Source organism: Agromyces sp. Marseille-Q5079 (genome assembly GCF_051016555.1).
Classification (GTDB): Bacteria; Actinomycetota; Actinomycetes; order Actinomycetales; family Microbacteriaceae; genus Agromyces.
Window position 1 is genome coordinate 156,443 of the sequence record NZ_JBPEJF010000005.1, and the last position, 13,109, is coordinate 169,551.

The following is a 13,109-nucleotide window of genomic DNA, read 5'->3' on the forward strand; positions in this document are numbered from 1 at the left end:
AATCGGCAACCTGACGAGGATATCACCTCTCGGGCGATGATCCGAACCGGGGCGGACATCGCGCGGACACTCCCGGAGGACCGGCCGGAACGCCAACGCGCCGACGCTCCCGCCGCATCCGTCGGCGTCCGGCTCGGCTGGATGCCGCACCCGTAGCGAGCGCGGAGGAATTCTCGAATCCGCGTGCCCCCAGTTCGGGGTTAGCACCGATGACGCGGGCGTGCAGAAGGACTATCTTCGGCGGCAGCGCAAGATCTCGACGTGGGGTGGACGATGGAGCACGCGCAGGCAGTTCGGGGGGACGCCGTTCGAAACGGCGTCGACCGGCCGCACCTGCGCGCCAGGCTCACGGCCCGCCGGGTCTTCCTCATCGCGGGCACCGGCTCCGGGAAGTCGGCGCTGATCGAGCGCATGGCCGGCACCGATCCGGGTGCGTTCATGCTGCGCCTCGAAGCCGCCCATACGACCCCGAGCACGCTCGCGTCCGCACTGGAGGAGGCCCGGGACTCCGGCGCGACGACGGTGCTCGTCGACCACGCGGAATGGTGCGTGGGGTGCGAGGCATCCGATGTCCTCGAGCGCTTCGTCGCCGACGCCCCGATGCGGGTGGTGATCGCGTCGCGCGAACCGCTGCCGTATGCGGTCGCGCGCGCCGAGTACGGCGAGACGTCGGTGCTCGGCGTACGGGACCTCGCGATCAGGCTCGACGAGGTCGCCGATGTCTTCCGATCGGTCGGCGCCCGCATGCCGTCGCTGGCGCAGGCGTCGCGCCTGCTCGAGGAGACAGCCGGTTCGCCGATGCTCGTGGCGGGCATCGCCGCGGCCGTCGCGGCATCCGACCGCGACGACCTCGACACGTCCTTGCATGCCGCGACCGAAGGCGACGTGCTCGCATCGGCGCTCGAATCCATGCTGATCGAGGTCGCTCCCTCGACGCGTGCGGCGCTGGGCCGGGCCTGCGCCCTACCCCGAGTGCACCGTTCGGATGCCGTCGACCTGCTCGGCCCCGAACGCGGCGGTGCGGTCGTGCGCCTGCTCGAAGACGGTGCGATCCCTCATCGGCTGGGTCCTGACGGGGCCCGGCACCTGCCCCGGATGCTCCGCCGGCACCTCCTCGCCGAACTCGCGACCGACGAACGGAACGCGGCGATCGCGGCAGCCGCCCGACTCGTCCCACCCCATGAGTCGGTCAGGCTGCTCGCGGATCTCGGCGACGTCGACGGCGTGTCCGAACGGCTCCGGAGCATGCCGAGCCTCCTCATGGTGCCGGGTGTCGCCTCGTGGGCGGTTCCGCGGGCGATTCCGGGCGACGAACTGGCGGACCTCCTCAGGATCCGGGCCCTCCTCGACGACCGCGAGCCGGAGCCCTCGGGCCGGCGGCTCGACGCCATCGAGCCGCGAGTCGGGCGGGAGCACGCGCCGGTCGTGACGGCGCTGCGGACCACGCTCGACGAGCTCTGGCGACCCGTCTCGACGCGGAGCACCGTGCACGGAAGCACCGTGCACGGCAGCACCGTTCGAGGCAGCACCGTTCGAGGCAGCACGGTCGCGACGGGCCGGCTCACGCCCCTCGACGTGCGCGTCGCGGCGTATCGCCTGCTCGTCGGGGACGCGGTCGGCGCGATCGGCCTGCTGGCTCCCCGGCTGCATGCGGACCGCGATTCCGCGTCCGAACGCATCGGGGCACGACTCGTGCTCATCGTCGCCCGATCGGGCATCACCCCGCGCGTCGACACGGCCACGGCCCTCTGCTCCCTCGAGTTCGAGGCGTCGGCCCGCGGTCTCGCCGGCCTCGCACGCCTCGCACGGGGCCTCCTCGCCGCGCTCGCACCCGAGTCCTCGCCGCGCACGGTGCAGGAGGTGATCGACGAATGCGAGACCCGCAGCGACCTCGAGGGCGCCGCGTTCATCGACGCCGCATGGCTGCTCACGAGGATCAGAGCCGGCCGAGGCGAGTCGCGGCGAGCGACGAGGCTCGCCGAGCGCCTGCGAGCCCTCGGCGCGGCCGATGCCGCGGCGGTGGCGAGCGCCGCGGGGGCGTACCTCGCCGCAGTGCACCACGAGCCTCGAGCAGCCGCGGCATTGTCAGAGGCCGAGGCATCCGCCCTCGTCTCGCCGAGCCCCGCGGCCCGCAGTTGGCTCGATGCCGCGCACCTGCTCCACGACGGCGACGAGGATCATCGGCGCAGCGGCCGGACGGCGGCTCGCGACGCCGGCATGCCCAGGCTCCCCGTGGATCTGCCGAGTCGGCCGTCGAACACCACCGCGACACCGGATCGTTCCGAGGCCGCCCGCACGAGCGCCGGGCTGTTCGTCGGCGCACCGGTGCTGGTCGACCGGATCCCGCGGGTCACCGTCGGATGCTTCGGCGGCTTCCGCCTCGGGGTCGGCGGGCGCGACCTCGACCTCCACGGGGTGCGTCCGCAGGCACGGAGCGTCCTCCGCATGCTCGCCCTGCACGCGGGGTCGCCGGTGCACCGCGAACTCATCGCGGAGGTGATCTGGCGCGACCTCGGACCGACGTCGGCCATGCATGCCCTGCACGTGAGCGTCTCGAGCCTCCGTCGGGCGCTCGGCCTGGACACGGCCGACCGCATCGTCGTGCGAGACGGGGAGGCGTACCAGCTGCACCTGGCCGATCGACGCGACTGCGACCTGGCGGACTTCGACGCCAACCTCGAGGGCGCGTCCGCCGCCCGCCGACGCGGCGACGCCGCCGGCACCGCGGACGGCCTCCGGCTCGCCCTGCAGCGGTACACCGGCGATGTGCTGCCCGAGGACGGCCCCGCCGAATGGGCCGTGGGCGCCCGCGACCGCTACCGGATGCGTGCCACGGCGGCCGCATCCGCCCTCGCGCACCTCGAGCTGCGGGCCGGCGACCGCGGCGGCGCCCTCGACGCGGCGACGCGGGCGATCGAGATCGACCCCTGGCACGACGCGGCGTGGCGCGCACTGCTCGCCGTGCACCGCCAGTCCGGCGACGTCGCGGCGACGCAGCGCACCGAACAGGGCTACCGGCGCATGCGGGCGGCGCTCGGCGTCGACTGAGCGCGCCGCGGCATCCGATCACCGACCGCGGAACGCCAACTCCGCGATCGCGACGTGCGTCTGGTCGGTCGCACCGTGCGCGGTGCCGATCGTGAACCGGACGCCGACCACGTCGTCGACGCCGACATCCCACGACTGCGAGCCCGGCTGGTCGGCGACCGCGATGGTCCGTTCGACGACGGTCCCGTCCTCCTTCGTCAGCGTGACGAGCACCGTGTCGGGCCGTCCATCCGCCAGGAACGCGGCCGGGTCGTCGGATGCCCCGGGCACCATCTGCATCGACACCAGGCGGAAGGGTTCGTCGAACGCCACCTCGAGGTGTTCCCCCGCGGCCGCACCCGGCGGTGCCGGGGCCCACGACGTGTTCGAGAACCCGTCGTAGGCGGACTCGGGCGGACGACCCTCGGCCGACGACGAGGCAACGATCGAGACCGGGCTCACCGGGGTCGCCGCAGCGACCCGATCGACGAACGCCGCCGCGGTCTCCGAGATCCAGCCGCGAGCGAACCACGCGGTACCGCCGAGGACGAGGAGCACGAGCGGCAGGATCACCCACCAGGCACGGAACCGGCGGGTCCGCACGAGCGGCCTGGAGCCCGCCTCCGGCTGCGCGGAGGCCCCGAGCACGGGCAGCGCAGCCTCGTCGAGCTGCGTCGCGCACCGGCGGCAGAAGTGGCGGTCGGGCGCGTTGCCCGCGCCGCAGTTCGGGCAGACGCGCTCGCCGGGACGCGGGGCGTCCTCCGGGCGTGCCGTGCGCCGCTTCGACGGCTGGCGGCGCGGCGCCTCGGTCGGCTTGCGCGCGGCCGGCTGCGCCGACGGACGCTGCGCCGGCGGCTGCACGGGCGGTGCGACGACCGGGACGGATGCCGCGACCGGGTCAGATGCCGTGACCGGGTCGGGCTCCGGCTCGGGCTTCGGCTCCGGTTCGGGCTCGGGCTCGGGCTCGGGCTCGGGCTCGGGAGTGAGCTTCGGCTCTGACTCTGGCTCCGGTTCGGCCTCGGGCTCCGGCTCGGCCTCGGGCTCCGGCTCGGGAACAGGCGCGAGTGCTGACGCAGGTCCTGGCTCAAGTTCTGGCTCCGGCTGCGGTTGCGGTTGCGGTTGCGGTTGCGGTTGCGGCATTGGCTCCCGCACTGCCTCCGGAACAGGCACTGCCTCCGGAACAGGCACTGCCTCCGGAACAGGCTCGGGCTCGGGCTCGGGCTCGGGCTCGGGCTCGGGCTCGGGCTCCGGCGCCTTCGCCGCCTCCTCCCAACCGAGGTACTCCCCGCAGGCGCCGCAGAAGTCGTCGTCCGGCGTGTTCAGTGCCCCGCAGTTCGGACAGGCCAGGGTTCTCGTCTCGGTCATGCCGCACCGTCCTTCGCCGCGCGCAGGCGCATCGAGCAGGGGACGTGCGCGGGCACGAGCGATCGGACGACGCGCGTCAGCCTCGCCTCGAGGCCGTCGATCGAGGCATCCGGTACCGTCACCGTGACCGTGACGCCGGGGTCGTCCCGTCCGGGCAGCGCGGCGCCCGGCGTCGAGGACCACGCGGTCGCGCCCGACTCGTCGACCTCCACGGCCGACTCCGGACCGGCCGCGAGCCGCACGGCGTCGGCGATGCCTCCCGCCGTGCCGGTGCGCCGGTGCAGTGCGACGGCGCCCGCGACGATGTCGCGACGCTGCTGCACCGACCAGGCCTGGTCGACGCGGATGTCGACCCACGTCGCGAGCCAGTCGAGGTGGTCCTCGGGCGCGAGATGCGGGTCGAGGTAGGCGTCGAGGTTGTCGAGCACCCCGAGCACCGGGGCGATCGCATCGTCGAAGGCGGGCAGCATCCGCTGCAGGAAGTCGTCCTCCTGCAGGATGGCGGGGAGGCGGGTGATGAACGGGACGGACGACGCCAGTCCGGGAATCGATCCGCGCATCTCACACCCCCGAGACCACGCGGACCTTGTGCTCGAAGCTGAACGCGAGCGCGTCCGGATCGAGCGCGATGCGCTGGGTCGGTTCGCCGCGCTTGCCGGTGACCGGGTCGGCACCGAAGAGCAGCACGTCGTCCACGAGTTCCGTCCCGGGCAGCGCCTGCAGCACCGAGTACACCTCGCCCGCCAGCACCGGGCGCCCGAAGGGCCATCCCGTGCCGTCGGCACCGCCGACGATGGGGTCGAAGTGCCGGTACAGCGCGGCGATCGCCTGCGTGCGCAGCGCCTCGACGGCGGCGCGCGGGCGGGCGACCAGCTTCGCGACGACGGTGACGCCCTGGTACGCCGGCGGTTCGATCACGAGGCGCGATCCGACCGGCCGCCGCGTGTCGAGGTCGTCGGCGATCGCCTGCAGCAGCTCGTCCGACGGCAGCAGGTCGGCGAACGCGAGCCGCCCCTCCACGCCGGGCGCGACGGACGGCACGATGAGCAGCCGCGCGCCGTTCGCGGCATCCGTCGCCGGCACGCAGTGCGCCCGCGCGATGCCTGGAGCTGCGCCCCTCGCAAGGTGCTCGTAGTCGTCGGCGGTGACGGCACGGTCGCGGGTCCGCACGGCGAGCGGGCCGCGCACCTTCGCCTCGTCGATGGTCTCCCCGTCGCGGCCGTCGTGCGCGGCGCGCCGGTTGACGGTACCGCTCACGAACGGAACCGTGGAGCGCAGCACGCTGAGCGCGCCCGCGGACACGTTGCCCGCGGCGCCGCCGCCGAGCCGGTAGCCCGGGACCCGCATCGGCGCGCCCTTCGCCGGCACCGCGCCGAACCGGCGCAACGATCCGTCGACCTCGCGCACCGCCGGCGGGAACGACACCGTCCCGCGCGTGCGGTCGACCCGGATGACCCGGTCGTCCGGGCCGCACCCGGCGAACGTGTCGACCTCGGTCCACGTATCCCAGTCGCCGCCACCGCCGACCTCGACGACGAACGGCGCGCCGTCGTCGAGCACCGGACGCCCCTCGAGGAGGAACTCCTGCCCGGGCACGCCCTCGGAGAGCCCGAGGATCTCGTCGGCGACCGTGGCCGCGTGCACTGCGGCGACGACCCCGCCGACCGTCTCGACGGCGGCCGATCGCACGACGGGCGACGCCGAATACGTGGGCGTGCCCTCGGGCACCTCGATCACCCGGCAGCGCAGCCAGGCGGCGCGTTCGCCGGCGATGACGGATGCCTCGTGCCCGCGCGGCACGAGGAGCACGACCTCGCCCGGACGATTGAGCCCGCCCGTGCCGTCGGACACGACGTCGCACGCCGACCAATCCGACCCGGTCCACGCCTCCCAGCGGATCGGCGGATCGAGCGGGTCGACGCCGACGCCGCGCACGGTGCTGTCGATGCGGATCGACAGGGCGAGCCCGCCCGACGGCTCCGAGACGCCGACGATGAGGGCGTCGCCGATCCGCGGATGCTCCGAGAAGGGGTCGAGCGGGCCGTCCTTGAGGCTCGACCGACCAGCCCACGGCTCGCCCTCGGCGGGCGCCGTGCCGACGAGGTCCGCCGTGCGCGGCGGGATCACGAGCTCCTCCGTCGTCGAGAACACGATCGAGGCACGATCCTCGGCGCGCGGCGTTCCGACCTCGGTCCGCGCGGGCACGACGATCGGATCGGGCATGGGCGCAGACAGCCACATCACGACGTCCGCGGTCGCCGCGGTCGGCGGGAACAGCTCGACGCCCAGCAGTTCCAGGAAGCTCAGGTAGAGCTTGTCTGGCACCCGGTTGAGCCGGTACAGCAGCTCGTCGGTCATGAACGCGAACGCCTCGATCAGGGTCACGCCCGGGTCGGACACGTTGTGGTCCGTCCATTCCGGGCAGCGCAGCGCGATGAGCCGCTTCGCATCGTCCACCAGGTCCTGGAACCTGCGGTCGTCCAGGTTGGGCACTGGCAGGGTCATGACGACACCTCCGACTCCTCGCGGGGAATGACGTAGAACGGGAAGACGAGGTTGCGCGGATCGTTCGTGCCGAGGATCACGTAGCCGATGTCGATCAGGAGGCAGCCGTCGTCGGCGCGGTCGAACGACACGGAGACGTCGGCGACCTCGATCCGCGGTTCCCAGAACCGCAGGGCGGAGCGGACCGCCGCGCCGATGGCGCCCGCCGTCGCGGCATCCGCGGGTGCGAAGACGTACTCGTGCACGGCGCACCCGAACTCCGGGCGCATGGGCCGTTCGCCCGGCGCGGTCGCGAGGATGAGCCGGATGCTCTCCTCGATCTCGCGCTCGTTCGACGAGAGGGCGATCCGACCGGTGTCGTCCGCATGCACGGGGAACGCCCAGCCCCGACCGACGAACTCCTGTGCCATCCGCTCCCCCTCAGTTGATCTTCACCATCGAGCCGCGAACCGTGGTGACGCCGGTCGACGACAGCTCGGCGGTCGCCTGGCCCTTGACCGCCACGGTCGAGCCCGAGAACTCGGCGCTCGCGTCGGCCTTCACCTTGACGTTCGGCGCCGAGAGCTCGGCGCTCGAGCCGCCCTTGAGCTTGAGGTCGGTCGTCGCCTCGATCTCCACGGACTTGCCGGTGAGCTTGATCGCCCCGGATGCCGCCTCGACCGTGGCGTCCTTCTTCGCGACCACCTTGACCGGCCCCTCGGAGATGATCTCGATGCCCTTGTCGGCATTCTGCGTGAGCGTGATGCGTTGCGCGCGTTCGTTGGTCGAGATCTGCACGAACTCCTTGGAGCCGTCTTCCATGAACTCCACGACCATCCCGGTGCGCGACGCGAAGACGCGTCGGGACACCTTGCCCTGCTTGACGATCTCCTTCCACGGATCGAGCGGCTGATCACTGCCGTTGTACAGTCCGCCGAGCACGAACGGCCGATCGAGGTCGCCGTTCTCGAAGGCGACGAGCACCTCGTCGCCGACCTCGGGCAGCACGGTCAGCCCGTACTTCGGCCCCGCGCCGAGCGAGAGCACCCTCGCCCAACTGCTCTCGTACTCCTCGGAGAGCGCGGGGATCTTGACCGCGATCATGCCCTCCGCCTTGGTGCGTCCCGTCGCGTCGCCGTGCTTGGTGACGATCGCGGGCAGCACGCCGGCGAACCGGGCGCCGCCCGAGCCGCCGCCGTTCACCGCGGCCCCGCTCGTCGCGACGCCGAGCAGCGAGCGGTCGGACGTGTTGGTCACGTGCACCTTGGTGGTGTAGCCGAGGTCGGACGAGAACTCGTGGACCGTCTCGGTCACGGTGTACCGGCCGTCGAACGGCTTGCCGAAGCCGCGGACGCTCACGGCGGTGCCCGACCGGATCTTCGGCGTGCCGAGCACGACCGCCTCGAGTTCGGCGAACCCGCCGGCGATGCGCTCGGCGTAGGCCTTCGCGAGCGCGTCCTGCGACGCGACCACGCCGTCACCCGCGGGGACCATGAAGGCCGGACTGCCGAACTCCTTGGCCAGCTTGTCGGGCATCACGTCGATCTGGGCGCTGCGCGTCTTCGCGGGCGCCTTCGAGATCACCGACTTCTTCGCCGCCTGGTCCCAGCCGCGCACCTCGACTTCGGGCACCTGCTCGCTGCTGGTCACGGTGGATCGCAGGTACAGGGTGTTCAGGCCGTGCTCGATCACGACGGCGTCGCTCCGCGCCGACGTCGAGCCACCCGCTGCGGTGCCGGCCTCGGTCGGCGCCTCGAAGACGAGCTGACCGCGTTCGACCGAGAAGGAGTACCCGACCCGGTCGGCGAGGCGCTTCAGGAACACCCAGTCGGCCACGTTGTCCTGGCTGATCTTGGGATGCACGCTGCGGGTCTCGCTCACCCGCGCGGTCAGCCCCGCCGAGGTGGCGACCTTGGTCACGACATCCGAGATCTTCGAGTCGACGAAGGCGCGAACCCGTCGGCCGCGGAACAGCCGATGCGACCGGTCGAGGCCGCGCACGCGCGTGATGAGGCTGCCGCCGAGGTCCTCGCGTTCCAGCGCGGTGACCTCGCCCTCGACGAGCACGACCGTCGGCTCCGGTCCGTTCTGCGAGACCGCGACGGACAGCTTCGCCCCGATCCGGATGCGCGCCTTCTCGAGCAGGTCGCCGGCGGTGTCGGCGAACTCGAGCTCGATCGAATCCGGCAGGCTCGCGGCATCCGTCACCCGACCGTGGATGAGCAGCGCCGACTGCTCCGCGGCGAGCGGCGAACCCTCGACGGAGACGACCAGTTCGTTCGTGAAGACGTCAACCGAAGGCACGGGCCACCTCCTTGCGGATGGGTTCACGCGGCTGGTCGAACTCCTCGGCGACAGGCAGCAGGATGCTCCGCCCCGGGCGGAGCCGCATCGGGTCGTCGATGCCGTTCACGTCGGCGAGCGCGCGCCACAGAACGGAGCGACCGTACTCGCGGTAGGCGATGCCGGCGAGCGTGTCCCCCTCGCGCACCACGTGCAGCCGACGGGGTTGGAGTCCGCCGGACGTGGGGTTCTGCTTGCCCTGCTCGGTCGCGAGCTCGGTCATCGACACGGTGCAGACGGCCCGGATCGGCATCCCCGACGGCGCGAACAGCGTGTACTTCGCCGACACGCTCGTGATGTACCCGACGAACCCCGAGAGCCCGCCCCACATGAACCTCACCCATGGCGGCGAGGGCGTCTTGGTGCCCTTCGACTTCTCGGTCGGCGCGGTCGCCTTGAAGAGGTCCTCGACGTGCTCGACCACGCTCGAGTTGCGGGAGAGCGACGCGTCGAAGTACATCTCCACGGTGAGCTTCTGCGGTTCCGGCCCCTGATAGCTCGCCGGCGGCGCCGACGACGCCTTCTTCTGGTTCTTCGTCTCCCACTTCGCCGTCTTCGCCATGGTGAGCTCCTTCGGGTTGAGCTGGAAGGCGATCTCCCGGATGAGCGGACCCGGCCGGCCGGCCGCCTGGCCTGGCTCGAGCAGTTCGATCTTCGCCGGCGTGAGCTTGCGCGTGTCGGCGGTGTGGGTGAGCGGCATGGCGTCCTCCTCGTCCTTCGGGCGTCAGTACTTCGCGCCGGTGGAGATGAATCCGTGGTGGGCGATCTCGAGGGTCTCGGTGAGCACCTTCGGCTGGTCGGGGCTGAACCCCGGTCCCGTCCAGCGCACCGGGATCACGTCGTTGATCGACCACGTCGCGACGACGGCACCCTTCGAGTTCTTCGCGATGATCGTGCCGGTGCTGCGCTTCATACCGCTCGTCGTCGAGAGGATCCAGTTCAGGACCTTGTCGCTCGATCCTTCGTAGACGGGCCTGGAGAGCTTGATGTTCGGGTACTTGAGCCTCGTCGGGAACTGCCAGACGAACGTGTTGTTGCCGCCCTCCTCACGGGTCTCGAGCACGACCTCGACGCCGAGGCCCTCGCAACCGGTGAACTCCCCGAGGTTCGACTCGTCGAGTTGCACCACGTAGCGCACGCTGACCGCGGTCTTCAGGTCGTCGATCATCTCGTCACCCCGCCTTCCTCATGTTCGGTTCGTCCGGTGTCTCGGCAACCGGCTGCCTCTCGATCACAGTCCGTCGATGCGGATGCCCCTTCGCTCGCGGTCGAGCAGCAACTCGGACTTGAGCCGACGCACGAGGGGCGCGTAGAGCCGGGCCGCGAGCTTCTCGACGTCGGCCTGCGAGGTCGGTCCGGCGCCGGGAACGCCGCCCACGGCACCGGCCGTCGCAGCGGAGGCGGCCTCGACTGCCGTCGTGGCGGATCCCGCGACCGCATCGGTCGCCTGACCCGCGAGGTCGGATGCCGCGGCGCCGAGCCCGCCCGTCAGTGCCGCCGCCGCGGAACCGGCCGACTCGGCGAGCCCCCCGAGCGCGGACGCGTCGGGGACAGCCTGCGGGAGTCGACGCAGCGGCAGCGCATCGGCCCCCGGGAGGAGGGCAGCGCGGGCAGCCCCTGCGGGAGGGATGGGAGTGCGGGCACCCCCTGCGGAAGGGACGGGAGTGACGGGAGGCCACGCGGGATCGTCTGCGGAATCGCCGGCAACGGCGGCATCGCGGGGTATCCCTGCGGCATCGCGGGCAACCCTTCCGGCAGGGCGGGCAACCCCTGCGGGATGGCGGGCAACGCCGGCATCGACGACGGGATGGGGAGGTCGTCCGCCCCCGGCAACGCCGGCAAGGGCGGCATCGACGATGGCATCGGCAGGTCATCCATGCCCGGGGCGGACGGCAGCTCCGGAACGGACGGCATCGCCGGTGCCGACGGCATGGCGGGCATCGCCGGTGCCGACGGCATCGCGGGCATCGCCGGCGCCGAGTCGAACGGGTTCCACCGTTGCACGGCCGCCCACAGCCCGCGTCGCCGTTCCGTGACGGGCGCTTCAGCGGCGACCGCCGTGCCGGCCGAACCGGACGTGCCGCCGTGCGCCGCGTCGACCCCGGCGCGGTCGCGCTGCACCGGCCGATCGCCCGCTCCGGCCGAGCCGGCCGAGCCGGCCGGTGGGCGGGACTCGACGGACGGCCTCGGCCGAACCGGCTCGGCGGTGCCGGGCGCGACGACCCGCGCGGCGACCATGGTCCCGATCGGCCCGGCGCCGGGCCGCGGCGACCGGGGCAGGGCTCCGATCGCCGGTCCGATCGCCGGCTCCAGGGTCCGCGAGGCGACCAACGGCACGCTCACGGCCTGCGGCGCGTTCCGTTCCCCGATCGACGGCCGGGCGCCTCCATCCGCTCGGGCGGTGTCCGCGGCATCCGCCTCGACGCCGTGCCCGAGCCCGGTCATCTCCGCGGATGCCGACGACGGGTCTCCCGGGACGGGTGGGTCGACTGGCGAGTCGACTGGCGCGTCCGTTGCGGCCGACGACGCGCTCGGGGCTCGTTGGAGGGGCAGCGCGAGGTCTGGCGACGCCGACTCGACGGGCATCCCGCCGACCTCCGGCGCGGACGCGTCGCCGAGGGCGGTGGCACCGGGGCGGTCGCCGAGCAGCGGCGCACTCGACGGTTCGGATGGCGTCAGGGCGGCCGTGCCCGCGAGCTCGGCCGGCTCGAATCCGCCGGGGTCCGGGGCGGTGCGCGTCGGCGACCGGTCCGCGTCGGGGCCGGATGCGTCCAGCGGTGCGCCGAGCCCTGGAGCACCGCGGTCGGTCGGGGGCTCGGGCGCCGACCGCGCGGACGGCTCCGGGACGGTGTTCTGCGGCGTCCGCTGCGCCGTCGGCATCGGGGCCCCGAGTCCGACGCGCCGCTGCGGGCGCGGTGCCTCCTGCTCCGGCGGAAGAGCGCGCTGGAGTGCCGGCGCCGCCTCTTCGCCGGACCCGCCGGACGTGCTGGACCCGCCGGACGCGCTGGACGCGACGGCCGCCTCGGCCGGCGCCACGGGCTCGCGGTGCGATGCGGGTGCCGGGCCGAGCGGGAGGGATGGCGGGTCCGTCGGCCGTGGCCCGGTGACGGGCCCCGCCGGCGTCGCGAGCGATGACGCGCCGACGGGTCCCGCACTCGCGGGCTCGGCCCCGATCGTGGAGCGCTGCACCGGCGACCGGGGAGGCTCCGCGGCTTCGGCTTCGGCTTCGGCGATCGGCTCGGACGGCGCCTGTTGCTCGGCATCGTCGACCACCGCGGCATCCGAGGCGGGCGCCTGGGGGATGTCGACGGATGCGACGTCCACGACGGATGCCTCGGACCCATCGTGCGATGCTCCGGAAGCGTCCGTCGGGTCGACTGCTCGGGAGGGTGCCTCGTCGGCAGGCGCCTCGTGACCCGCTCGAGCGGGCGCCGGGTCGGCCGTGCGAGCGGGACCCGCGGTCGCCGACCGCGACGCCGACGCCGTCGCCGTCGCGGCATCCGCCGTCACCGCTCGCTGCGCGGTCGTGCGCGACGTCGGCGGGATCGACGTGTCCGGCGCACGCAGCGCGAGGTCGGCCGCCCCGGCCGTCGCGACGGGCCGCCCGAGTGCTCCGGTCTCGGCCGCGACCGTGCCCGCCGGGGCATCCGCATCGAGCAGGTGCCCCATCGAGCCGATGAAGGACGGGTCGACGCGCGTCGGCAGCCCGGCGACGAACCCGCCTGAGGCGGAGGTCGCGGTCGCGAGCGACGAGGGCGCGGAGAGGGTCCGCTGCAGCGGCGGCAGGAACGCCCACCCGGCGGGACTCGGCGCAGGCGCGGGCGCAGGCTCGACGGATCGGGCCGGCTCCGACGCCGGCCCGCGATCCTGTTGCCACGGCCAGCGCATCG

General features: G+C 73.2%; 10 protein-coding genes. 1 reads left to right on the top strand and 9 read right to left on the bottom strand.

Annotation, left to right across the window (positions count from 1 at the left end; translation table 11 throughout):
* Nucleotides 1-261 precede the first annotated feature (261 nt).
* Entirely contained in the window at nucleotides 262-3,048 is a 2,787-nt protein-coding gene (locus ACR3IO_RS13360) for a BTAD domain-containing putative transcriptional regulator (RefSeq protein ID WP_434071703.1), read from the top strand.
* A gap of 18 nt (nucleotides 3,049-3,066) precedes the next feature.
* Here the strand turns inward: ACR3IO_RS13360 and ACR3IO_RS13365 are convergent, their stop codons facing one another.
* The 9 genes from ACR3IO_RS13365 to ACR3IO_RS13405 all read right to left on the bottom strand — a co-directional run bounded on the left by ACR3IO_RS13365 (nucleotide 3,067) and on the right by ACR3IO_RS13405 (nucleotide 13,107).
* Nucleotides 3,067-4,392: a zinc ribbon domain-containing protein gene (locus tag ACR3IO_RS13365; protein ID WP_434071704.1), complete on the bottom strand. Its 1,326-nt coding sequence runs from the start codon at nucleotides 4,390-4,392 to the stop codon at nucleotides 3,067-3,069.
* Nucleotides 4,389-4,952 carry a phage tail protein gene (locus ACR3IO_RS13370; protein ID WP_434071705.1) on the bottom strand — a complete coding sequence of 188 codons (564 nt, stop codon included), beginning with the start codon at nucleotides 4,950-4,952 and terminating at the stop codon, nucleotides 4,389-4,391. Before ACR3IO_RS13370 ends, ACR3IO_RS13365 begins: the two co-directional genes overlap by 4 nt.
* A 1-nt stretch (nucleotide 4,953) precedes the next feature.
* Nucleotides 4,954-6,897: a putative baseplate assembly protein gene (locus ACR3IO_RS13375; protein ID WP_434071706.1), complete on the bottom strand. Its 1,944-nt coding sequence runs from the start codon at nucleotides 6,895-6,897 to the stop codon at nucleotides 4,954-4,956.
* Entirely contained in the window at nucleotides 6,894-7,307 is a 414-nt protein-coding gene (locus ACR3IO_RS13380; RefSeq protein ID WP_434071707.1) for a GPW/gp25 family protein, read from the bottom strand. The genes ACR3IO_RS13375 and ACR3IO_RS13380 overlap by 4 nt, the downstream gene beginning before the upstream one ends.
* Nucleotides 7,308-7,317: 10 nt before the next feature.
* Nucleotides 7,318-9,180 (bottom strand): VgrG-related protein, encoded by a 1,863-nt coding sequence (locus tag ACR3IO_RS13385; protein WP_434071708.1) that lies wholly within the window; start codon nucleotides 9,178-9,180, stop codon nucleotides 7,318-7,320.
* The gene (locus tag ACR3IO_RS13390) at nucleotides 9,167-9,919 is read right to left on the bottom strand and encodes a LysM peptidoglycan-binding domain-containing protein (protein WP_434071709.1); all 753 of its coding nucleotides are present in this window, start codon (nucleotides 9,917-9,919) and stop codon (nucleotides 9,167-9,169) included. The genes ACR3IO_RS13385 and ACR3IO_RS13390 overlap by 14 nt, the downstream gene beginning before the upstream one ends.
* Before the next feature lie 24 nt (nucleotides 9,920-9,943).
* A complete protein-coding gene (locus tag ACR3IO_RS13395) occupies nucleotides 9,944-10,387 on the bottom strand; it encodes a phage tail protein (RefSeq protein ID WP_434071710.1) in 444 nt (147 codons plus the stop codon).
* Between the two features lie 63 nt (nucleotides 10,388-10,450).
* Entirely contained in the window at nucleotides 10,451-10,597 is a 147-nt protein-coding gene (locus ACR3IO_RS13400) for a hypothetical protein (protein WP_434071711.1), read from the bottom strand.
* Nucleotides 10,598-10,707: 110 nt separating this feature from the next.
* Nucleotides 10,708-13,107 (bottom strand): hypothetical protein, encoded by a 2,400-nt coding sequence (locus tag ACR3IO_RS13405; RefSeq protein ID WP_434071712.1) that lies wholly within the window; start codon nucleotides 13,105-13,107, stop codon nucleotides 10,708-10,710.
* Between the last annotated feature and the right edge of the window lie 2 nt (nucleotides 13,108-13,109).

Coding starts and splice junctions, on each gene's coding strand:
- ACR3IO_RS13365 (WP_434071704.1), bottom strand. CDS start 4,392: ATGACCGAGACGAGAACCCTGGCCTGTCCGAACTGCGGGGCACTGAAC.
- ACR3IO_RS13370 (WP_434071705.1), bottom strand. CDS start 4,952: ATGCGCGGATCGATTCCCGGACTGGCGTCGTCCGTCCCGTTCATCACC.
- ACR3IO_RS13375 (WP_434071706.1), bottom strand. CDS start 6,897: ATGACCCTGCCAGTGCCCAACCTGGACGACCGCAGGTTCCAGGACCTG.
- ACR3IO_RS13380 (WP_434071707.1), bottom strand. CDS start 7,307: ATGGCACAGGAGTTCGTCGGTCGGGGCTGGGCGTTCCCCGTGCATGCG.
- ACR3IO_RS13390 (WP_434071709.1), bottom strand. CDS start 9,919: ATGCCGCTCACCCACACCGCCGACACGCGCAAGCTCACGCCGGCGAAG.
- ACR3IO_RS13395 (WP_434071710.1), bottom strand. CDS start 10,387: ATGATCGACGACCTGAAGACCGCGGTCAGCGTGCGCTACGTGGTGCAA.
- ACR3IO_RS13405 (WP_434071712.1), bottom strand. CDS start 13,107: ATGCGCTGGCCGTGGCAACAGGATCGCGGGCCGGCGTCGGAGCCGGCC.